The organism is Brenneria sp. L3-3C-1 (genome assembly GCF_016456245.1).
Taxonomy (GTDB): domain Bacteria; phylum Pseudomonadota; class Gammaproteobacteria; order Enterobacterales; family Enterobacteriaceae; genus Brenneria.
This window is the reverse complement of the sequence record NZ_JAEMHF010000004.1, coordinates 40,774-63,385: the sequence shown is the minus strand read 5'-3', so window position 1 is coordinate 63,385 and position 22,612 is coordinate 40,774. Positions and strand designations below refer to the sequence as shown.

The window sequence follows — 22,612 nt, the reverse complement described above, 5'->3', positions numbered from 1 at the left end:
TTACATCGCTGTTCCGGGTTATCACATCCAAGTTTCAGAGCAACCTGGGAGAACGCGATTAAATCGGCTCACGGCAGAGAGAGTAATTTCAATGAATCACTATGCTGAGCAACCCCCGATTCAATTGATGCTGCATCGGCATGATGCCGGCAGTGAGGCATGGTGGCGTGAATTGAGCGAGGTGGAGATACCGCGGTTGGAAAGACTTTCGACCGGCCATTACCGGGCTACTTTCTTTTGGCGCGATCCGCAAGGCAGCGAGCGCACATCCGTCACTCGCTATGTGTGGATAGATATTAATTGCGTTACCGACCACCATAAAATGTCGCCGGAGTCCATGGAACGTTTGCCGGGCACCGATGTCTGGCACTGGAGCACCATTCTGGCATCGGACTGGCGCGGCAGCTATTCCTTTATCCCCGCCGCCGACCAGCAGCGTTTTAACCCGCCTGAGGGAGATAGCCGCAGCCAGCGTCTGGCGCAGCGGGAGTGGTGGTGCAAGACGCTGAACCGGGCGACGCACGATCCCCTCAACCGACACAGTTTCTGGCATGGCAGCCGTGGGCAATCCCTGTCGGGGTTGCATCTGCCCGATGCGCCGCCGCAACCGGCCTGGCGCGACTTTGATCTCGGCCTCGGCCGCCAGCCTCCGGCGGCGCGCTTGCAATCCTATCGCTGGCACAGCCAGCGCCTTGGCAACTCTCGCACCGTCTGGATTTTCACTACCGGTGACGCGCAGCCCGATAAGCGTCCATTGGCGATCCTGCTGGACGGCCAGTTCTGGGCATCCGGTATGCCCATATGGTCGGCGCTGATGAAACAGACGCAATCCGGGCAGTTGCCGCAAGCGGTTTATCTGCTGATCGATGCGATAGATAGCGCGCATCGGAGCAGGGAGTTGACCTGTAACGATCGGTTTTGGCTGGCGCTACAGGAAGAGCTGTTGCCGCAGATCGCCGACATGTGCGCCTATCAGGACGAGGCCGCCACCACCATCGTGGCCGGACAAAGCTATGGGGGGCTGGCGGCGCTGTTCGCCGGACTACACTGGCCGCAACGTTTCGGCTGCGTGCTGAGTCAATCCGGCTCCTTCTGGTGGCCGCGTCAGGATCTGATCCAGGCAACCGAAGCCGCAGACGGTGAATGCTGGTTGATTGAACAAATTAAACAGGGGCTGGGAAGTCGCGACACACTGAAAATCTTTATGGAGGCCGGACGGCGCGAGACGTTGATCCACCGGGTTAATCAACGCCTGTTCGAGGTATTGCGCCATACCCACCACCCTCTGTGTTACAGGGAGTTTACCGGCGGTCACGACGCCCTGTGCTGGCGGGGCGGACTCATTGACGGACTGACGGCTCTTTGGTCGCCGGATTTCCCGCACTGGCAGGCCAACTCGCCGGCGGGGCCAATCACCCCTATCAGACAGGAACCCTAACATGGAACAGCAAATACAAAATCCGTTCGATGATGAACGTTATTCTTTCCTGGTGCTAATGAATGATGAGGAGCAGTACAGCTTATGGCCGGATTTCAAGGCGATTCCGCCAGGCTGGCGAACCGTGCTGGGCCCCTTGCCGCGCGCGGAGTGCGTCGCCTGGCTTGAGGCCCACTGGACCGATATGCGGCCCGCCGGTCTGCGCAATGCGCAACAAGCCTCATAATTCACCAAGCCAGGAGATTTTAGCTCATGACCGATACATCCCTATCCCCGGATACCAGCACCGCGTTGCAAGTGTTGCCGATGGTGGCTGCGCAGCCTGGTATCTGGTTCGCCGATCAACTCTCGCCCTGGTCGAATACCTTCGCGGTGGCCCACTATGTCGACATCAACGGTGAACTGACGCCGGACCGTATGCTCGACGCGATCCGGCAGGGGCTGATGGAGGCCGATACCGTCAGGGCGCGTTTTGCCGAGCGGGATGGCGGGGTGGTGCAAATCCTGCCGGGGGCGGGGGACGACGGTAATTTACCCCATCCCGAATACATCGATCTCAGCCATGAGGCGGATGCGCCCGCCGCGGCTCTGGCAATGATGCGTCAGGATTTGGCCGGTAACCTGCGGGCCGGCGGCGATGAGGTACTGTACCGGCATATCCTGTTCCGCCTCAGCACCGCTCCGGCACGCTGGTTCTGGTATCAGCGTTATCATCATCTGATGGTCGACGGTTTCAGTTTTACCGCGCTGACCCGCAGGATTGCGCATATCTATCATGCTCTCCGTGACGGCGTTTCCGCCGGCCCGTCGCCGTTTACGCCTTTTTCCGCCGTGGTGCGGGAATATCTTGACGAGCGGCATGTCGCCGCCTGCGCGCGCGACAAAATTTTCTGGCTGGACAAATGTCGACAGTTGCCGCCGCCGGTCAGCCTCGCGGCGCAGCCGCTGTCCGATAGTCGCCCTTCGCCGCATGTGTTGCGTTATTCGCTGCGTCTGGATGCCGACGATTTTGCGCAACTGACGGCACCCTCGCTGACCACGCGGCTAAGCGTCATGGAAATCGCCCTGGCCCTGACGGCGGTCTGGGTGGGGCGTCTGGGCGGCAGAACGGCCTATACGGCGGGATTCACCTTTATGCGCCGGATGGGGTCGCAAGCATTAAACGCCATCGGCCCGGTAGTGAATGTCCTGCCGGTGCCGATCTATGCCGATCCCGATGCGACGTTGTATGAGGTGGCGCGTGTCGTGGCGGCGGAGCTTAAGGCGGTACGGCGTCATCAGGCCTACGATGGCGAACAACTGTTGCGCGATCTCGGCCGTATCGGCGAAAGCCAGGGGATGATGGGCCCGACCTTTAATATCAAATTATTCGATTATCAGCTTGAGTTCCACGGCGTTAAGGCCATCACGCACCCGTTGGCATCGGGGCCGGTAAGCGACCTTGAGATCGACCTGTATATTGACGAGAACGGCGCGCTCAGCGTGGAGCTGTTGGCAAACCAGGCGCGTTACCAGCAGCAGCAACTGGCGGATTACGCCGCCTGTTTGCCGCTGTTGCTGCGCCAGTTCGCCGGCAATGCCTCGTTGGCGGTCGGCGAAGCCAGCCTGCTGGATGAGACGGCGCGAGACCGGCTCTCTGGCTGGAGCGACGGCGGCGTAACCCGCTGCGTTGAGCATGAAACCTCGGTGCTGGATGCCTTTCTGCGGCAATGCGCGCAGCAGCCGGAGGCGGTCGCCCTGTGTTGGAAAGACGAAAACATCAGCTATCGTCAACTGCGGCAACGGGCCTCGCGGTTGGCGCGTAGGTTGCTTGATGGAAAGCCGCAGTCTCCGGTGGCTATTCTACTGCCGCGCGGCCCCGAATGCGTGGTGGCGATGCTGGCGGTGATGATGGCCGGTCAGGTGATCATGGTATTGGATGCGGATTCTCCGCCGGAGCGGTTGGCGATGACGATCGCCGAGAGCCAGCCAGAGCGGTTGATAACTATCGAGGCCTGGCGTTCGCGCTTTGCCGCTTGTGCGACGATCCCCACGCTGTGCCTGGACAGCGAGTGTCTGACGGCAGTCAGCGATCTGCCGCCGGACGATGCCGAACGTGGGTTTTCGCTGCGCGGGGATCATCTGGCTTATATCATCTATACCTCAGGATCCACCGGTCGGCCGAAAGGGGTGATGAATACGCATGGCGCGCTGCTCAATCTGCTCAACGTCCACCGGGCCGGCGCGTTTGCGGCGGCGGCGAAGAGGTTGTCCGACCGGGGAGAGACCCGGCGATTGCATACCGGGCACAGCGCCGCCTGGGTGTTTGACGCCAGTTGGGATCCGCTGCTGGGGATGCTCGACGGCCAGATAATGGATCTGTTTGATGACGATACCCGCCGCGATGCGCTGGCGCTGGTAACGGCGATCCAACGTCAGCGCACCGACATTATTGAAGTGACGCCGTTGATGCTGACACAGATGCTGGCCGCGGGATTATTCGCGTCGGGCAGGCATCAGCCGCTGATGATCCTGCTGGGCGGCGAGGCGGTATCCCCTGCGCTGTGGCAGCAACTCAGGCAGCATCCGCAGGTGGCGGCGCGCAACTATTATGGCCCGACGGAGTGTACGGTCGACAGCGTGATTGCCGATCCGGCGGACGCCGCGGAGCCGGTCATCGGCCGGCCGGTGTCCGGCATGTGCGTCTGGGTGCTGGATGCCCGATTGCAGCCGACGCCGGTTGGCGCTATCGGTGAGCTTTATCTGGGCGGCGCCGGACTGGCGCGCGGTTATCTTGGCAGAGCGGGGTTGACCGCCGCGCGGTTTGTCGCCTCGCCGTTCGGCCAGGGCGAACGACTCTATCGTACCGGCGATCTGGTACGCTGGCGCGCTGACGGTCAGCTTGATTTCGTCGGCCGTATCGACCATCAGGTTAAGATCCGTGGCTATCGAATTGAACTGGGCGAGGTGGAAAACGCGCTCTCGGCGCTGCCGGAGGTGGAAAGCGCCGCGGTGGTAACCCGCGAAACGGCGGGACGTTTTCAACTGGCGGCCTACTGCGCGGTGGGCGAGGCGTTGGCGGCGGAGCCGGAACGGGTCAGCGAGCGACTCTATGCCCGGCTGCGAGAGCGTATCCCGGAATACATGCTGCCCAGTCAACTGGTCGTGCTGCCGCAGTTGCCGATCACCAGCAGCGGCAAAATTGATCGCCGCGCATTGCCGCAGCCCGAAGCGAAGCGATTACCACGGCGACGGCCGCAAAATGCCCGTGAGCGACTGTTGTGCGATGCCATCGCCGCGGTATTGCGTCTGGAGGCTTTTTACGCCGATGAGGATTTCTTTTTACAGGGCGGCGACAGTATTTCGGCCATGATGTTGGCTAATGCCCTGCGACAGGCCGGTTATCAGTTGTCGGCAAGGGACATTTTCTCCCTGCGCACTCCGCTGGCGATGGCGCCCGCCATGAGCGCCTGGCACGATGACGACACGCCCCCGACGTTGCCGCTGCTGACCGACGACAAGGCGCTGATGGCGCGCGTCGGCGCTAAATACGGCCCGGTCAGTTGGGTCTTGCCGACCTTACCGTTACAGCAGGGATTGTTGTTCCATGCCCAACTGGGAGACGGCAGCGGCAATTATAACGCTTTGAGTCGCTTTGATTTTGACGGGGCGCTGACGGCGGCGCGGATAAAGGCGGCGCTGAACAGCATGCTGGATCGTCACCCGCAGCTCAACGCATGCTTTGATACCACGCTGTGCGACGCGCCATTGCAAATTTTGCCCCGGCGGTCTACGGATAACCGCTGGCCGTGGCGCCAGCACGATCTGCGCGGCATGGACGAGCGGGAGCAACAGCGGCACCTGCAACGGATCGAACAGGAGGAACTGGATCGCGATCTGCTGATTGACGGCAGTGATGCGCCGCTGGTAAGGGCGGTGCTGGTGCAATTTTCCTCACGGCGTTCAACCCTGTTGATCGTCGCGCATCATCTGGTGGCCGATGGTTGGTCTTCCGCCATTATGTTGCGCGAACTGCTGTTTGTGTTTGGCGGCATGACGGCTTCCCTGCCGACGCCGCAGGCGGATTACGCCGCGGTGATCGCCCGATTGACGTCGCGCGACAAAGGGCCGGCGCAAGCCGCCTGGCGCGAAGCGCTGACGGACGTCGCGCCCTGCGTGCTGTTCGGCGACGCTCCGTCTACGCAAGGCGCGATGCGCCGCTTGCCGGTAACGTTGGAGCCGGAATTGCAACGCGGTCTGGAATCACTGCGCCTGCGCTGGGGGCTGACGCTAAATACGCTGCTACAGGGAATTTGGGCGACCCTGCTGGGTGCCGTCAGCGGCCGCGACGACGTGGTGTTCGGCACGCCGGTATCCGGGCGCTTTGCCGGGCCGGCGGGGACCGGCGATCACATTGGCCTGTTTAGTAATACGGTGCCGGTCCGCATTCGCTTACAGCCTCATCGCGCCCTGCTGGAACAACTGGTGCAAATACAACCGAAGCAGGTTGATCTCCTGGCCCATGACGATTTGGGCCTGGGCGAGATCCAACAACTGGCCGGAGGCGAAGCCCTGTTCGATACCCTGCTGGTGGTGGAGAATTATCCGGATGAAGGCGAGTTGCTCCATCGTCCTTTCGGCGAGGTGCGCTGCACCAGCATGTGTAATCGCGGTTATACGCACTACCCGCTGACGCTGATGGCCGTTCCCGGCGATACACTGTCGCTGCACCTGGAGTATCGCGCAGGTCAGGTGGATGCCGACGCGATGGCGCTGCGCCTGCAACTGCTGTTCCGACAACTGGTCGCTGCGCCTGAGCGGCCGCTGGCGGCGCTGTCGCTGTTGAGCGAGTCGGAGCAGGCAATGCTGCGCCACGCCAATCAAACCGGGCATGAGGTCATGCCGGATACCTTGAGCGGGCTGCTGGCGCGTCAGGCCGTTCGCTCGCCGCAAGCCGTTGCGCTGGTGGATGAAACACACTCGCTGAGTTATGCCGAGGTGCGTGAACAGGTGGAACGGCTCGCACAGCGTCTGGCGGTCGCCGGGGTGATCCCCGGCGACACCGTGGCGGTCGCGCTGCCGCGTTCGATATTTCTGTCGCTGGCATTAATGGCGGTGGTTGAAGCCGGCGCAGCGTATCTGCCGCTGGATACCGGCTATCCCGACGAGCGCCTGCAACTGATGATTGACGATGCGCAACCGCGGCTGATTATCACCGACGCAACGCAACGCGGGCGTTTCGCCGCATCGGGACAGATCTTTTCTTATGGGAGCCTGCTGACGGCCGATCGCGACCTGCCGCCGTGCCGTCAGGCGCCGTCTCCCCATCATCCCGCCTACATTATTTACACTTCCGGTTCCACCAGCCGGCCGAAGGGCGTGGTGATTGCCCACAACGCTATCGTCAATCGCCTGTTGTGGATGCAGCATCAATTCCCGCTGGGCGCGGACGACGTGGTGTTGCAAAAAACGCCGTGCAGTTTCGACGTATCGGTATGGGAATTTTTCTGGCCGCTGATGGTCGGCGCGACGCTGGTGATGGCGCCGCCGGAAGCCCATCGCGATCCGGCGGCGTTAATGGCGCTGACGGAAAAGCACCGCATCACCACCATGCATTTCGTTCCCTCGATGCTGGCGGCTTTTGTCGATGCGCTGGACGACGAGAATGCCGTGCGGACGTGCGCGACGTTGCGGCGGGTGTTCTGTAGCGGCGAAGCGCTTTCGACCGAGCTTTCCCGCGGCTGGGAAAGGATGACCGGCGTACCGTTATATAATCTTTACGGCCCGACCGAAGCGGCGGTCGATGTCAGTTGGCACGATGCTTATGGTCAGGCGCTGTCGGCGGTGAGCGGCGTAAGCGTGCCCATCGGTCGGCCGGTATGGAATACCGGACTGCGTATTCTCGATCCCTGGTTACGGCCGGTGCCGCCAGGCGTCGCCGGCGAGCTTTACCTGACCGGCGAGCAACTGGCGCAGGGGTATCTGCATCGACGGGAACTGACCGCCAGTCGTTTTGTCGCCGATCCGGGGGCGGTTGGCAAGCGTATGTACTGTACCGGTGATGTGGCGCGTTGGTTGCCGGGCGGCGAGGTGGAGTATCTCGGCCGCCGGGACGATCAGTTGAAAATACGTGGACAGCGCATCGAGCCGGGTGAGATTGAATCTGCGCTGGCGGCCCTGCCGGGCGTGCATCAGGCGGCGGTGCAGGCCAGAATACTGGGCCAACGCGGATCGACGGCCGGGGCGGATGCCCGTCAGTTAGTCGGTTATGTCGTGCCCGAAGCGGCGGCGCAACTGGATGGCGAGGCCCTGCGCGCCGCGCTGGCCTTACAATTGCCCGCGCATATGGTGCCGGTCGCGGTGGTGATCCTGCCTTCTCTGCCCCTGAGCGCCAACGGTAAGCTTGATCGCAAAGCGCTGCCGTTGCCCGAGGAGAGCGGAGGCCGGCGAGGACGTCCGCCGCGTCCGGGGCTGGAGACGCAACTGGCCGGGCTGTTCGCCCGTTTGCTGGAGCGGGACGATGTGAATGCCACCGATGACTTTTTCGCGTTGGGCGGTCATTCTCTGCTGGCGATGCGGTTGGCGGCGGAACTGCGCCGCGAACTGGATAAACCGGTTTCCGTCGGTCAACTGATGGTGGCGTCGAGCGTGGAAAAGCTGGCGCAGTTGCTTGACGGCGAGCGGGCCGGCGAGGAGATGCGGCGTGCCGGATTCGATCAGGTGCTGCCGTTGCGATCCGGAGAAGGACACCCGCTGTTCTGTATTCACCCTGCTTCCGGATTTGCCTGGCAGTTCAGCGTACTGCCTCGCTATCTGGCGTCGCGTTGGGCGGTTATTGGCTTACAGTCGCCGCGTCCGGAGGGGCCGATTGCCCGTTGCGCCACCATGGACGAGGTCTGCGAACACCATCTGGTCAATCTGCGACGAGTGCAGCCGCATGGGCCTTATCATCTGATGGGGTATTCGCTGGGCGGCACCGTGGCTCAGGGCATTGCCGCCCGCTTACAGGCTCAAGGAGAGACGGTGGCTTTTCTCGGCCTGCTGGATACCTATCCCCCGGAAACCCAGGATTGGACGGCATCAATGGACGAAAAAGCCAGACAGGAGGTCGACAATGAGCGCGACTTGTTTATGGCCGCCAGCGCGGAGACGGTGGATCTTGCCCTTGAGCGGCAAAAGCGGAGTATGTTTGATGATATTGAGGCCAATTACGCTGACTCGGTGCGTTTGCTGTCGCAGACCCGGACCGCCCGCTATCAGGGAGAGGCCACGCTGTTTGTCGCCAAAGGCTCGCTTCCGGAAGGGATGGATGTGCAGGCCGTCTGGGCTCCCTATGTGCGGCGATTACGGGTGTTTGAGCTGGATTGTTGCCATATCGACATTATCTCGCCGGCTTCACTGGCCAGACTGGGGCCGCTGATCGATAAGGTTCTGTCCGGATTGTAAATTGCCGGTCTGTCGGGCGGCGGACCAGGATCGCCGCCCGGCGCGAAGTGCATAAGTGCATGAGGCTTGGCGGGATATTCAGCGGGATTCCCGCGTCAGCAATACCAGCAGGTAGACGCCGCCGATACACACCGTAACGACGCCGACCGGCAACTGATTCGGCGAGAATAGACGCTGCGCCAGAAAATCGGCCGCCAACAATAAAAAGGCGCCGGTCAGCGCGGCCGCCGGCAGAGAGGGGGTGTCTCCGCCGCTTAAACGGCGAGCGATCTGCGGCGCGCACAGGGATATAAACGATATAGGGCCGGCGGCCGCGGTCACCGCCGAGGTCAGCGCCACGCCGATCACCATCAACAGCAGCCGCGAGCTCTCCACCGGTACGCCCAGCGCCCGGGCGGTATCGTCGCCCATTTCCATGAGCGTCATACGCCGGGTCAGCAATAACGACAGGGTAAAGGCCGTGGCGATAAATAGCAGGGCGGGCAGCCCTTTGCTCCAGGTAATGCCGTTAAGCGAACCCGCGCCCCAAAGCGCGGCGGACATGGCCGACTCCAGCGACGCCGAGATGATAAGCCAGGTATTGACGGAGTAGAGTAGCGCGCTGATGGCAATGCCGATGATAATCAGACGAAAGCCCTGAATTCCGTGACGCCATGTCAATAGCCAGACCAGCGCCGAGGAGAGAATACCCCCCGCCAGGGCGCCGCCCGCAATACTGAATTCGCCGCCGTTAAACAGGATTATCGCCATCAGCGCACCGGTATAGGCGCCGGAGTTGAACCCGATAATGTCCGGACTGCCGAGCGAATTACGCAGCAGCGACTGGAAGATGGCGCCGCTGACGCCAAGCGCAGCGCCGAAGATCAGCGCCATGACCACGCGAGGCAAACGCCACTGAACCACAATGGTGACGATGTTGGCGGGGGCGTCGCCCCATAAAGCCCGAAGTATCTGCTCGATGCTGAGCGGCATGGTGCCTGAAACCAGTGCCAGTATCGCCAGCATCAGGCACAGCGTCGCCATGATGCCGCAATATCCGCGCCGACGCCGGGTGTTCTGAGCCAATCCGATCTGCATCACCCGTTTTTCCCTCCATGACGGCGGACCAGAGCAATCAGTACCGGGGAGCCGATAAAGGCGGTAACAATGGAAACGCGTAATTCTCCGGGCACAATAACCCGGCCGACCATATCGGAAATCAACAGCAGGCCCGGCGTCAGCAGCAGTACCCAGGGCAGGATCTTCCTCTGATCCGGACCGACCAGCCGACGGGCGATATGCGGCACCATCAGACCGATAAACGCAATCGGCCCCACCGCGGCGGTAGCGGCGCCGCATAACAGCGTGATGGCGATCAGGCCTAGCACCTGAATGACGGTGGTACGCGTGCCCAGCGCCTGCGCGATGTCATGCCCCATGTCCAGCACATTAAGGGAGCGAGCCAGTAACAAAGCCAGCGCCAACCCGGCCAGCACCGGCGCCGCGATCACTTTTATAATGTGCATGCTGCGGATATCCAGCGTACCGGCTTCCCAGAAACGAACATGGTCATAGACCAGCGGATCCATCAGCGAGATAGCGGAGGTCATTCCCGCCAGCACGGCGCCGAGCGCCACCCCGGCCAGGGTTAAACGAACCGGGCTGGACTTTCCCCGAGCCTGGAAAGCGATTAGCCATACCCCGATGCTGGATAATAGCGCGCCGCTGAAGGCGAACCACAGGTACTGTTCAGGCAGCGTTGCGCCGAAAAACGCGATACCGATTACCACCGCGAAGCTGGCGCCGGCATTTATACCTAAAATACCCGGGTCGGCCAGCGGATTGCGGGTCAGCGCCTGGATCAGCGCCCCGGATACGCCGAGCGCGGCGCCAGCCAGCAAACCGGCCAGCGTGCGCGGTATGCGGGCATCAAGGATAATCGTGCTGTCGGGATGGGAATGATCGCCGCTCAATATGTTGATGACGCTGGCAACGGAAATATATTTGGCGCCGACGAATAAACTGAGCAGACAGCACAGCATCAATAACAGACTGACGATGAGTAAGCCGTACAGCGGATGGCCGGTTATCATTCCCTTTGATGAGGGGCGCAGCAGATCGGCGTTATCCATCGGTGGAACTGGCGTCTTATTGGAATGCATATGCAAATGATTATAATTATCAATATAATTTGATATTGATTATAATAACATGCCTTTATCGCGAACAAAACGCTGGCGTCGATGAGGTTAGTTTTATCGACGCAATCGCAATGTACAACCGCCGGAAAAATGCCATGGACAGACCCTCCATTTTACTCAATTTCAGTTTACTCAAAGAGAATCGCGATTTCCGGGCGCTGTTTTGCGCGCGTTTTATCTCCGTTTTGGCGCTGGGTATGCTGACCGTGGCGGTTCCGGTGCAGATCCAGCAGATGACCGGTTCGACGCTTCAGGTCGGTCTGGCGGTCGTTCTGGCCGGGGGCGGCATGTTTATCGGCCTGTTGTTGGGCGGCGTTATGGCGGACAGATACAACCGCCGTCGCCTTATCCTGTTTGCCCGCGCCACCTGCGGCGCCGGATTCGCCGGTTTATTCCTGAATACGCTGGCACCGGAACCGTCGTTGATCCTGCTCTGGTTGCTTGCCGTATGGGATGGTTTTTTCGGCGCGGTCGGCATGACGGCATTGATGGCGGCCACCTCGGCGCTGGTCGGGCGCGAAAACCTCGCCTCGGCGGGAGGCATCAGTATGCTGACGGTACGCTTCGGCGCGGTGGTGTCTCCCGCCATCGGGGGAATGGTTATCGCCTGGGGCGATGTGGGCTGGAATTACGCTTTAGCCGCCGTCGGAACCTGGGTAACGCTGATCCCGCTCATTCGCTTGCCGTCGATGCCGCCGCCGCAGCAGCCGAAGGAGCATCCCGGGCGCGCGCTGCTGGCGGGCGTGGTTTTTTTAAAACAGAATCGGGTTATCGGCGCCATCGTGCTGATGGGGACGCTGGTCAGCCTGACCAGCGCCGTCCGGGTGCTGTTTCCCGCACTGGCTATCCGTTGGCAGATTGACGCTTTACATTTGGGACTGATGTATTCGGCGATACCGCTGGGGGCGGCGCTGGGGGCGTTTACCAGCGGCCGGGTGGCGCAAACCCCCCGGCCCGGCAGACTGATGATCTTTACCGCCGTGGCGGGATTTTTAGTCCTTAGCCTGTTCAGCCTGATGCCGTATTTTGTGCTATCGCTGTGCTGTCTGGCGATCTACGGCTATCTCAGCGCGATCAATTCGTTGTTGCAATTTACCCTGGTGCAGAGTCTGACGCCAAATGCGTTATTGGGACGCGTCAATGGCCTGTGGACGGCGCAGGCCGTGACCGGAGATGCGTTTGGCGCGCTGTTGCTGGGCACCATGGGAACCCAACTGCTGCCGCAAACCTCCGGCCTGTTGTTCGGTCTCGGCGCCGCGCTGGCCGGCGTGGCGCTGGCCGCACTGTCGGCCTCGCTGCGTCGGCTTGAAAACCTCAACCCGCCGCAGCCGGCATCATCGGCGGGAAATTAATGCGCGCCAAAGTATTTTTCCAGCCGATCCAGCATATTGCTGGCGCTGTAGTAGTCCAGACGAAAGGTATCGTTGCCCATGGCGTAAACCTGCCTGTCCCTGACCGCCGGTAAATGGGCGACAAACGGGTTGGCGAGCAGTGGCTCGATGCTCTCTTCATCTGTGGAAAACAGCAGGTAGGTATTGCCGTTCAGCCCGTCTGCCATCTTCTCGCCGGACAATTGCACCAGATCCTTACGCATGCCCATGCTGTGGTTTCCTCGTACCGCATCAGGTACGGCGGCCAGCTCGAAACCCAACTGTTTAAGCAACTGGCCCTGCGCCGAGTCGATAGTCCATAAATTGGCGCCCTTGCCGTCTTCCCGCCAGACAAAAGCGCTGACCGGCTGCGGAGGCAACTGCAAACGTTGCTTCACGGCGTTCAGCCGGTCGTCGAATTTCGCGATCACCGCCCGGGCCTGCTCTTCGCGTCCGGTGGCGTAGCCCAATTGAGAGGCCAGTTCCTGCCAGCTTTTATCATCATAGTTAACCACCAGTACCGGCGCGATAGCGCTAAGCTGTTGACGCAGCGCCAGGGCGGAATCGCCTCCCGTGGCGGCGACCACAATCAGATCCGGCGCTTCGTTGGCTATCGCTTCGGCATTAGGCTTGGTTTCATAGGTTTTTTTTACCTTACTTTCGAGGGCGACGTCACCCCACTGGCGCAGGAATCCCTGACTGTCGGAAACGCGGGAGCCCGGGCTGGTGGCGGAACTGGCTATGACCGGCGCGTCAATCGCCAATAGGGTGCCGGTAACGGTGACGCTGGTGGAGACGATGCGCTGCGGCGGCGCCTTGAGCGTGAGCGTGCCGTCAAGGGTCTGAATCTGTCGCGGCCAACCTTCGATAGCCGCATTGTCCGGTTTCGTTGCCGCGCCGGTTTCGGTTTTTCCGTCGCAGGCGCTCAGCATTAACGCCAACACCGGCAGCAACGCATAGCGCCAGCCCGAGAAATAAAATACCGCTCTCATCACCTAAACCTCTTATCGCTTAAACATAAAATTGGGGGACGTGAAGCTCGTTTTCCTACTGTTGACAATGCGAAAGCATCGTCATAAGTTGTTACGCAAACCTATTAATGATGATAGTTATCATAATCGTTATCATTATGAATTATACCGGAGGTTGCGAGTGTACCGTTTGATTAGGGACAATGTCACGCAAGAGGAGAACCGTGGCTGGCAGCCAGATTCAGGGTTCTTTTTCAGTTCTCCCTTCCGTAGCCTGTATACACAAGGTCGTTTTATGGCGTTGACGACGCCCGCCGGCGATGGCTTTGATACCGGCGGCGTCTTTCAGCGCACGCTGCAACAGGCGTTTGCGCGCGCAAGGGCGGCGGGCATCGCCGAACCGGTGGTGGTTGGCGCCATCCCCTTTGATGCGTCCCGTCCGTCGGCGCTGTTTATTCCCCGGCAAAGCCACTGGTTTTGTCGCACCGGCCTAACCATGCCGGTACTCAATGATTGTCCTTCATTACCGGATATCGTGACAACCCAGCCACGCCCAAACCGGGATATTTTTATCGATTTGGCGAGTCAGGCCGTGAGGGCGACGCGGGAGGGAAAATTAACCAAGGTCGTGCTCTCGCGCCTGCTGGATATCGAACTCAGCGCGCCGGTCGATCATCGGGTGCTGTTGGCGCGTCTGCTGGCTCGCGAACCCGACGCCTATCATTTTTACGTTCCCCTGGACGATGGCGCGCTGCTGGGCGCCAGCCCTGAGCTATTGTTACGCAAGTCGGGCCGTGATCTGCACTCCACGCCGCTGGCCGGATCGGCGGCGCGCGCCAACATTCCGCCAGCCGATCGGCGCGCCGGACAACAATTGCTGGATTCGGCAAAGGATGGTTATGAGCATCGGGTGGTGATTAACGAAATGCGCCGGGTGTTGACCTCCCGCTGTCGCCAATTGCACATCCCCGAGACGCCGCAATTGCTCTCCACCGCCACGCTATGGCATCTGGCGACCGCCATCAGCGGCGAAACGGCGACTGATGCCGACAACGCCTTGTCGCTGGCCTGTTTACTTCATCCTACGCCCGCGTTGTGCGGTTATCCCACCGACACGGCGCGGCGGTTAATCGCCGATCTTGAGCCGTTCGAACGCGGGCTGTTCGGCGGCATCGTCGGTTGGTGCGATGCGCAGGGTAACGGTGAATGGGTGGTCACTATCCGCTGTGGCGAAGTGCGTGAAAACCGGGTGCGATTGTTTGCCGGCGCCGGCATTGTGCCGGATTCGCAGCCGGTTTCCGAATGGAACGAAACCGGCGTGAAGCTGAGCACCATGCTGCATGCCTTTGGAATAACCGATCACCGGGAGTGTGTCGCATGATGATCGAATTCAACCGCTGGCCCGCGGCGCTGGAACGGCGCTACCGTGAGCGCGGCTATTGGATTGACCGGCCGCTGGACGATATCCTCAGCCGTCACCGGGATAATGACGCGCCGGCGCTGATCGACGGCGAGCGCCGCTTCAGCTACCGCGAGCTAAACCAGCATGTCGACCGGCTGGCTGGCGCACTGACCCGTCGCGGCGTACGGCGCGGACAAACGGCGCTGGTGCAGTTGGGCAATATCGCCGAATTTTACCTGACCTATTTCGCCTTGCTGCGTATTGGCGTGGTGCCGGTGAATGCGCTGTTCAATCATCAGCGCAGCGAATTGAGCGCCTATGCGCAACAGATAGCCCCGGCGCTGCTGATCGCCGATCGCCGTCATGACCTGTTTCATGACGATAGGTTTATTGATGCGTTACGTCAGATCACCCCTTCTTTACAACTGGCGATCCTGCGTGGCGATGAAAACCCCGACCGCGATTTAAATCATCTGCTTCAGGAAACGGGGAACGATGAAGCTTCCTCGCCGACGCCGCCGGATGAAGTGGCGTTTTTTCAACTGTCCGGCGGCAGTACCGGCACGCCGAAACTGATCCCCCGCACCCATAACGATTACTACTACAGTATTCGCGCCAGCGTGGAAATTTGTCATTTTGACGCCGATACTCGTTATCTGTGCGCCTTACCGGCCGCTCATAATTATCCGTTAAGTTCGCCGGGCGCACTGGGCGTATTTTATGCCGGGGGAACGGTGGTGATGGCCGCCGATCCCAGCGCCGACCACTGTTTTCCGCTGATTGAACGGCATCGGGTTAACGTGACGGCGCTGGTGCCGCCTGCGGTAACGCTGTGGCTGGAAGCCGTTTCTCTGCTCGGTCAGCGTAACGCGTTGCAAAGCCTGACGTTATTACAGGTCGGCGGGGCACGGCTGAGCGAGGCGCTGGCTTGCCGCATCCCCGCCGAACTGGGATGCCGACTGCAACAGGTTTTCGGCATGGCGGAAGGGCTGGTGAACTATACCCGCCTTGATGACGATGACAGCGTCATCTTCACCACCCAGGGGCGTCCGATCAGCCCGGACGACGAAGTCTGGGTGGCCGATGCCGAAGGGCATCCCCAGCCCTGTGGGCAGGCCGGGCGGCTGATGACCCGCGGTCCCTACACCTTTCGCGGTTATTACCGCAGTCCGCATCATAACCAACAGGTGTTTGATGAGCAGGGCTTCTACTGCTCCGGCGATGTGGTGATCCAACACCAGGACGGCCACCTACAGGTGGTGGGGCGGGAGAAAGATCAGATTAACCGCGGGGGCGAAAAGATTGCCGCCGAAGAGATCGAAAATCTGCTGTTACGCCACCCGCAGGTGATTAACGCCGCGCTGGTCGCCATCCCCGATCCGCTGATGGGGGAAAAAAGCTGCGCTTTCGTCGTTTGCCGGGAAGCGATCAAATCCGTGGCGCTGCGCCGTCACCTGCGCGAACAGGGCATTGCCGATTATAAATTACCGGATCGTTTTACCAGCCTGCCGGCGTTACCGGAAACACCGGTCGGAAAAGTCGATAAACAACGGTTGCGCGAGATGGCGCAACAGCTTACGCAACCGTTGCAGGAGAGTCACTGATGAGTATTCCCAAACTGAATAGCTATCCTCTGCCGTCGGCGGCGTCCCTGCCTGACAACAAAGTGAGCTGGCCGTTGGAAACGCCGCGCGCGGCGTTGTTAATCCACGATATGCAGCACTATTTTCTTAATTTCTGGGGGGAAAACAGTCCGCTGACCGCCCGGCTTATCGAAAATATTGTTCGTCTGAAGGATTTCTGTCGTCAGCACGCTATTCCGGTGTTCTACACCGCGCAGCCGAACAACCAGAGCGCGGCCGACAGGGCATTGTTGAACGATATGTGGGGGCCGGGGCTGAACAACTATCCCGAGCAGCAGAAAATCACTGATGCGCTGACGCCCGACAGCGGCGATACCGTGCTGGTAAAATGGCGCTACAGCGCGTTTCTGCGCACCGACCTGGAGCAGCGACTGCGCGATGCCGGACGTAACCAGCTGATTATCTGCGGGATTTATGCCCACATCGGCTGTCTGACCACCGCCAATGACGCCTTTATGCGCGATATCAAACCGTTTATGGTGGCTGACGCGCTGGCCGATTTCTCGCTGGACGAGCACATGATGGCCCTGCGCTATAGCGCCGGCCGCTGCGGGCGGGTGGTCACCACCGGCCAGTTGATCGCTTCTGCGCCCTCGGCGGCGGAATACAGTCACGCCAGCCTGCGGGCGGAGCTGCTGCCGTTTCTGGACGACGACTGCGGTGAGGTGGGCGATGACGAAAACCTGCTGGATTACGGACTGGACTCCGTGCGCATCATGTCGCTGGTGAGCCGCTGGCGTCAGCAGGGCCACGAGGTGGATTTCGTCACGTTGGTAAAAACCCCGACCATCAACCACTGGATCTCGCTGCTGACGGCCGTACAGCGGGAGGAAGCATGAGCAGCCAACTTGATTTCACCGGGAAGCAGGTGTGGGTAACCGGCGCAGGCCGCGGCATCGGTTACGAAACGGCTTGTCGTTTCGTACAGGCCGGGGCCGAGGTGGTGGGTTTCGATCGGGCGTTCTCCGACGGCGCGCCGCCTTTTACCCCTTGCCTGCTGGATATCAGCGATGCCGACGCCGTGGCGGCGCGTTGCGCCGAACGGCTATCGCAAACGCCGCGGTTGGATGTGCTGGTCAACGGGGCCGGCATTTTGCGGATGGGGGCGGCGGAAACGCTCAGTCAGCAGGACTGGCAGGATTGTCTGGCGGTCAACGCGGGCGGGGCATTCAACCTGTTTCAGGCGACGATCCCGCAGTTTCAGCGTCAGCGCGGCGGGGCGATTGTTACGGTGGCCTCCAATGCCGCGCATGTTCCCCGGGTGGGCATGGCCGCCTACTGCGCCTCGAAAGCGGCGCTGCGCAGCCTGTGTCTGACGGTGGGGCTGGAGCTGGCGCCCTACGGCGTGCGCTGTAATGTGATCTCGCCAGGCTCGACGGATACGCCGATGCAACGCACCCTGTGGCACGCTCCAGAGTCGGAGCGGCAAACCATCGCCGGTTTTCCCGAACAATTCAAACTGGGCATTCCGCTGGGGAAAATCGCCCGTCCGCAGGAGATTGCCGACGCCATTTTATTTATGGCCTCCGATCTGGCCGGTCATATTACGCTACAGGATATCGTCATTGATGGCGGCGCCACGCTGGGCGCCTGAGCATCGCCATCGATAAAGCCGGTAAAAGATTCCGTTATTCATCGGTGCCAGGCAGGTTGAGCGCCTGCCTGGCATATGACCGGTGATATCCGCCGCTTTCAGTCACTGATTGTGTATAACCGTTAAATCAGGGAAAATACCCGGCTTACTCTCTTTTATTTCCGCTTTGCCTGACGCTGACATCGAGGTGATTTGATGCTGACGCCGGGTGGCTAACAGAAGAAACCTGAAAATCATGTCTCCAAGTGAATACGCCCGCGAAGTCTCGAAAAGAAGAACTTTCGCCATCATTTCCCACCCCGATGCCGGTAAAACCACAATTACCGAAAAAGTATTACTGTTCGGACAGGCGATCCAGACCGCCGGTACGGTAAAAGGGCGGGGTTCGAGCCAGCATGCGAAATCCGACTGGATGGAGATGGAAAAACAGCGCGGTATCTCCATTACCACATCCGTTATGCAGTTTCCCTATCATGACTGTCTGGTCAATTTGCTTGATACCCCGGGGCATGAGGACTTCTCTGAGGATACCTACCGCACCCTGACGGCGGTGGACTGCTGCCTGATGGTGATTGACGCGGCGAAAGGGGTCGAAGATCGTACCCGTAAGCTGATGGACGTGACTCGTCTGCGTGATACGCCGATCCTGACTTTCATGAACAAACTCGACCGTGACATCCGCGATCCGATGGAAGTGCTGGATGAAGTGGAAAACGAGCTGAAAATCGCCTGCGCGCCTATCACCTGGCCTATTGGCTGCGGCAAGCTGTTCAAAGGCGTTTATCACCTCTATAAAGACGAAACCTATCTTTATCAGTCCGGTAAAGGTCATACGATCCAGGAAGTCCGCATCATCAAAGGATTGGATAACCCGGATCTGGACGTGGCGATTGGCGAAGATCTGGCGATGCAACTGCGTGAAGAACTTGAGCTGGTTAAAGGGGCGTCGCACGAGTTTGAACTGGAGGCGTTTCTGTCCGGCGATCTGACTCCGGTGTTTTTCGGTACGGCGCTGGGTAACTTTGGCGTCGACCATATGCTGGACGGCCTGGTTGACTGGGCGCCGGCGCCGATGCCGCGTAAAACCGATACGCGCGAAGTGGTCGCCGACGAACAGAAATTCACCGGTTTCGTATTTAAAATCCAGGCCAATATGGATCCGAAACACCGCGACCGGGTGGCGTTTATGCGCGTGGTGTCCGGTAAATATGAGAAAGGCATGAAGCTGCGTCAGGTGCGTACCGGCAAAGATGTGGTGATTTCCGATGCGCTGACTTTTATGGCCGGCGACCGTTCGCACGTCGAAGAGGCCTATGCGGGAGATATCATCGGGTTGCATAACCACGGCACCATCCAGATTGGGGATACCTTTACCCAGGGTGAAGAGATGAAGTTCACCGGTATTCCCAACTTCGCCCCGGAAATGTTCCGCCGCATCCGTCTGCGCGATCCGTTGAAGCAAAAACAATTGCTGAAGGGGTTGGTGCAGCTTTCGGAAGAGGGCGCGGTACAGGTATTCCGTCCGTTGACCAACAACGATCTTATCGTCGGCGCTGTGGGCGTGTTGCAGTTTGACGTGGTGGTCGCGCGGCTGAAGACCGAATACAACGTGGAAGCTATCTACGAATCGGTTAATGTTTCCACCGCGCGCTGGGTCGAATGCGGCGATGTGAAAAAGTTTGAAGAGTTCAAACGCAAGAACGAACAGCATCTGGCGTTGGATGGCGGCGACAATCTGGCTTATGTCGCCCCGACCATGGTCAACCTGAACCTGACGCGGGAACGTTACCCTGAAGTCATGTTCCATAAAACGCGCGAACATTAATCCGAGCTGTATAAGTAATCAGCGTTTTGTGTGAAATTTAAGCGCCCGCTCGAATAGCGATAAATGCGGTTCGATTCGGGCGTTTTGTTTATATTTTTTATTATTTATCAACTAATTAGTCATATATTGCCCGAGGTTATGGCGGAAAAACCCGCCACAGACAAATCTGAATTGCCGCCGGTTCCCGTTCTTTTCTCTTTATCGTCCTGTGATTTCCTTTTCCGTGGTCTATAGTTAACAACGTGTTAAGTGTTTCTAGTTTGTTTACCTGTTAACGCAATTTTAGCTAGTTCTTTATATTGCATTTTTTCCTATTTTAGGAACTGTACTCTGTTTATTTTGGTTTAGATGACGTTAATGACGGGTGCATTTAATCAACGACATGAGGTTACGGCAATATTTTGAATGGCATTGGCAATCACTCTGCGTTAATGCAGCCCGCATCGCTATGTGTCGGGCACATAAAAACATAAAGGAAGATATTGATGAAAAAGACCAAACTCACACAATCATTGATCGCCGTCGCTCTGGGTTCGATTCTGGTCGGCGGTAATGCGCTGGCAGACGATACGTTTGGGCAAAAAGTACAACGTATCGCCAACACTACAGGTGAAAAAGTGGATAGCTCCGCCAATAAAGCGTCAGGTTACATGAGTGACAGCGCAACCACGGCAAAGGTGAAAAGCGCCTTGCTGGAAGATAAAACCATCACCAGCGGCGATATCTCCGTTGAGACCACTAATGGCGTCGTCACCCTGAGCGGATTCGTCGGCAGCCAGGCGCTGGCCACTCGCGCGGTAGACATCGCGACGAAAATCGAGGGTGTGCAGTCGGTGAGCGACAAACTCCAGGTTAAGGATAATACCTCGCAGTCTGTCGGCGCTTATGCGGGTGATGCCATGACCACCAGTTCGATTAAGGCCAAATTGCTGGCGGACGATATTGTTCCTTCGCGTAAGGTGAAGGTTGAGACGCATGAAGGCGTCGTGCTGTTGAGCGGTGAAGTTGATAACCAGGCTCAGTCAGCGCGTGCTGAAAGTATCGCCAAAGCCGTTGACGGCGTAAAAAGCGTCAAAAACGACTTAACGATTAAGTCATAACCGTTAATTTTAAATATATAAACCGGGTTATCCGCTCTGGCGGATAACCCGTTATGACCTGAACCTGCAAAACAAGGCATTACCACCTGGATACGCAATCAGGATGCATTATCAGTGTCAGGACGATCGCCATGATTTTTAATTTTTTTGGTAAGGAGAGCATATGTTTCGTTGGGGTATTATCTTTTTAGTTATCGCTCTGATCGCTGCGGCATTAGGTTTTGGTGGTCTGGCGGGTACGGCGGCAGGTGCGGCTAAAATCGTCTTCGTTGTCGGGATTATTTTGTTCCTGGTAAGTTTGTTTATGGGTCGCAAACGGCCCTAGATAAGCGTATAAATTATTAGAAGAGGATGAAGACAGGGCAGCCATGCCATATGGCTGTCATATTTATTTGACACCCTGTTTGAGGTATTTGCTGAACTCGATGTTTTATCAGGAGGTCTATGATGAATAGTGATATAGCAGTTGGCAAATGGAAACAGTGGAAAGGGAATTTCTGGGCGATGTGGGCCGAATGGTTTGACAGCGACTGCGCCTGGCTGGAGGCGAATAACGGTTATTTATCCGGGATACTCCAGGAAGATTACGGAAAACAGCATGATAAGCTCTCCTCGGAAAAGAAAGTTTTACACTGAGGGGCGTCCAGATTGGAAATGCGTCTTTCCGTTGCCCGTTTTCGGGCCTCGGCGACGGGGTTGATTCGGCACGTTCATTACCCCGGTCAAGCCTATGACGATTGAAAACCGGCTGGCAGAAAATACCGCCGCCCGGCATACCTTTATTGATACTCACTGCCATTTCGACTTCCCGCTGTTCGGCGAGAATGAACTGGCAAGCCTGCGTCTGGCCTCGGAAGCAGGTATCGAGCGAATTATTATCCCCGCCGTCGAATCCTGTCGCTTTGAGCGAGTGCTCTCGCTGGCGCGCCGCCACTCATCTCTCTATGCGGCTCTTGGGTTGCACCCGCTGTATATTTCCCATCATCGTGATGCCGATCTCGAACTATTGGCGGCGCAGCTGCGTCAAAAGCCCGCCAAGATGGTCGCCGTGGGAGAAATCGGGCTGGATCTTTATATGCAAGAGCCGCAGTTTGAGCGGCAATATCACCTGCTTGAGGCTCAACTCAGGTTGGCGAAGCAGTATGATCTGCCGGTCATTCTGCACTCGCGCCGCAGCCACGATCGACTGGCGCAATTGTTGCGTCGTGTTGAGGTGCCGCGTACCGGCGTGATCCACGGCTTCGCCGGAAGCCTGGAACAGGCGCAGGCATTCGTTCGCTTAGGTTATTATATCGGCGTGGGCGGAACGATTACCTATCCTCGCGCCAACAAAAGCCGTCAGGCGATCGCCCGTTTACCGCTCAGTTGCTTGTTGCTGGAAACCGACGCGCCGGATATGCCCGTTTATGGCTATCAGGGGGAGCCAAATCGCCCTGAGCGGGTAACGGCGGTTTTTCAGTCGCTTTGCCAACTGCGGCCTGAACCCGCCGCGGATATCGCAACGGCGGTATATCGCAATACGCTCAGACTGTTCGGATTGCCGCAGTACGGGTAGACCATAATTGGCGTTTAAAAGCCGTTTTCCATGAAGTTCCCTCCAAAATAGCCATTGTTTTTTCATATAATGGCAATGAAATTGTGATGCAGATCACTATTATGTGTTT

Annotated in this window: 16 protein-coding genes; 13 read left to right on the top strand and 3 right to left on the bottom strand. The window is 58.9% G+C overall.

Translation table 11 applies throughout. The features are described from left to right. The first annotated feature begins 91 nt into the window (after positions 1-91). The 3 genes from fes to JG725_RS10790 are packed head-to-tail and all read left to right on the top strand — an operon-like array spanning position 92 to position 8,863. Positions 92-1,438 (top strand): enterochelin esterase, encoded by a 1,347-nt coding sequence (gene fes / locus JG725_RS10800; protein ID WP_199377967.1) that lies wholly within the window; start codon positions 92-94, stop codon positions 1,436-1,438. Between the two features lies 1 nt (position 1,439). Continuing rightward, positions 1,440-1,664: an MbtH family protein gene (locus tag JG725_RS10795; protein WP_172290243.1), complete on the top strand. Its 225-nt coding sequence runs from the start codon at positions 1,440-1,442 to the stop codon at positions 1,662-1,664. A gap of 26 nt (positions 1,665-1,690) precedes the next feature. Continuing rightward, a complete protein-coding gene (locus JG725_RS10790; protein ID WP_199377965.1) occupies positions 1,691-8,863 on the top strand; it encodes a non-ribosomal peptide synthetase in 7,173 nt (2,390 codons plus the stop codon). Between the two features lie 78 nt (positions 8,864-8,941). Here JG725_RS10790 and fepG read toward each other — a convergent pair whose 3' ends face one another. Beyond that, positions 8,942-9,940: an iron-enterobactin ABC transporter permease gene (gene fepG / locus JG725_RS10785; protein WP_172290422.1), complete on the bottom strand. Its 999-nt coding sequence runs from the start codon at positions 9,938-9,940 to the stop codon at positions 8,942-8,944. Further along, positions 9,940-10,935 (bottom strand): Fe(3+)-siderophore ABC transporter permease, encoded by a 996-nt coding sequence (gene fepD, locus JG725_RS10780; protein ID WP_172290423.1) that lies wholly within the window; start codon positions 10,933-10,935, stop codon positions 9,940-9,942. Before fepD ends, fepG begins: the two co-directional genes overlap by 1 nt. 203 nt (positions 10,936-11,138) lie before the next feature. On the opposite strand from fepD, the gene entS reads away from it, so the two are divergent. Beyond that, entirely contained in the window at positions 11,139-12,395 is a 1,257-nt protein-coding gene (gene entS / locus JG725_RS10775) for an enterobactin transporter EntS (protein WP_199377962.1), read from the top strand. Here entS and fepB read toward each other — a convergent pair. After that, a complete protein-coding gene (fepB, locus tag JG725_RS10770; RefSeq protein ID WP_199377960.1) occupies positions 12,392-13,405 on the bottom strand; it encodes a Fe2+-enterobactin ABC transporter substrate-binding protein in 1,014 nt (337 codons plus the stop codon). The genes entS and fepB overlap by 4 nt on opposite strands. Before the next feature lie 169 nt (positions 13,406-13,574). Between fepB and JG725_RS10765 the strand changes: the two genes are divergently transcribed. From JG725_RS10765 to JG725_RS10725, 9 genes are all read left to right on the top strand, one after another. Continuing rightward, positions 13,575-14,765: an isochorismate synthase gene (locus tag JG725_RS10765; RefSeq protein ID WP_233356400.1), complete on the top strand. Its 1,191-nt coding sequence runs from the start codon at positions 13,575-13,577 to the stop codon at positions 14,763-14,765. Beyond that, positions 14,762-16,390 (top strand): (2,3-dihydroxybenzoyl)adenylate synthase, encoded by a 1,629-nt coding sequence (locus JG725_RS10760; protein WP_199377956.1) that lies wholly within the window; start codon positions 14,762-14,764, stop codon positions 16,388-16,390. The genes JG725_RS10765 and JG725_RS10760 overlap by 4 nt, the downstream gene beginning before the upstream one ends. Then, entirely contained in the window at positions 16,390-17,268 is an 879-nt protein-coding gene (locus tag JG725_RS10755; RefSeq protein ID WP_172290237.1) for an isochorismatase, read from the top strand. The genes JG725_RS10760 and JG725_RS10755 overlap by 1 nt, the downstream gene beginning before the upstream one ends. Then, complete coding sequence (dhbA, locus tag JG725_RS10750; RefSeq protein ID WP_172290236.1) at positions 17,265-18,023, top strand: 2,3-dihydro-2,3-dihydroxybenzoate dehydrogenase; 759 nt, start codon at positions 17,265-17,267, stop codon at positions 18,021-18,023. Before JG725_RS10755 ends, dhbA begins: the two co-directional genes overlap by 4 nt. A 235-nt stretch (positions 18,024-18,258) precedes the next feature. Continuing rightward, complete coding sequence (gene prfC / locus JG725_RS10745) at positions 18,259-19,848, top strand: peptide chain release factor 3 (protein WP_172290235.1); 1,590 nt, start codon at positions 18,259-18,261, stop codon at positions 19,846-19,848. A gap of 485 nt (positions 19,849-20,333) precedes the next feature. After that, a complete protein-coding gene (osmY, locus tag JG725_RS10740; protein ID WP_172290234.1) occupies positions 20,334-20,948 on the top strand; it encodes a molecular chaperone OsmY in 615 nt (204 codons plus the stop codon). 163 nt (positions 20,949-21,111) lie between these two features. Continuing rightward, positions 21,112-21,273 carry a DUF1328 domain-containing protein gene (locus tag JG725_RS10735; RefSeq protein WP_000490275.1) on the top strand — a complete coding sequence of 54 codons (162 nt, stop codon included), beginning with the start codon at positions 21,112-21,114 and terminating at the stop codon, positions 21,271-21,273. A gap of 122 nt (positions 21,274-21,395) precedes the next feature. Further along, the gene (locus JG725_RS10730; protein WP_172290233.1) at positions 21,396-21,584 is read left to right on the top strand and encodes a stress-response protein; all 189 of its coding nucleotides are present in this window, start codon (positions 21,396-21,398) and stop codon (positions 21,582-21,584) included. 94 nt (positions 21,585-21,678) lie between these two features. After that, positions 21,679-22,503, top strand: coding sequence for a TatD family hydrolase (locus JG725_RS10725; RefSeq protein WP_172290232.1), 825 nt, complete (start codon positions 21,679-21,681; stop codon positions 22,501-22,503). The last annotated feature ends 109 nt before the right edge of the window (positions 22,504-22,612 follow it).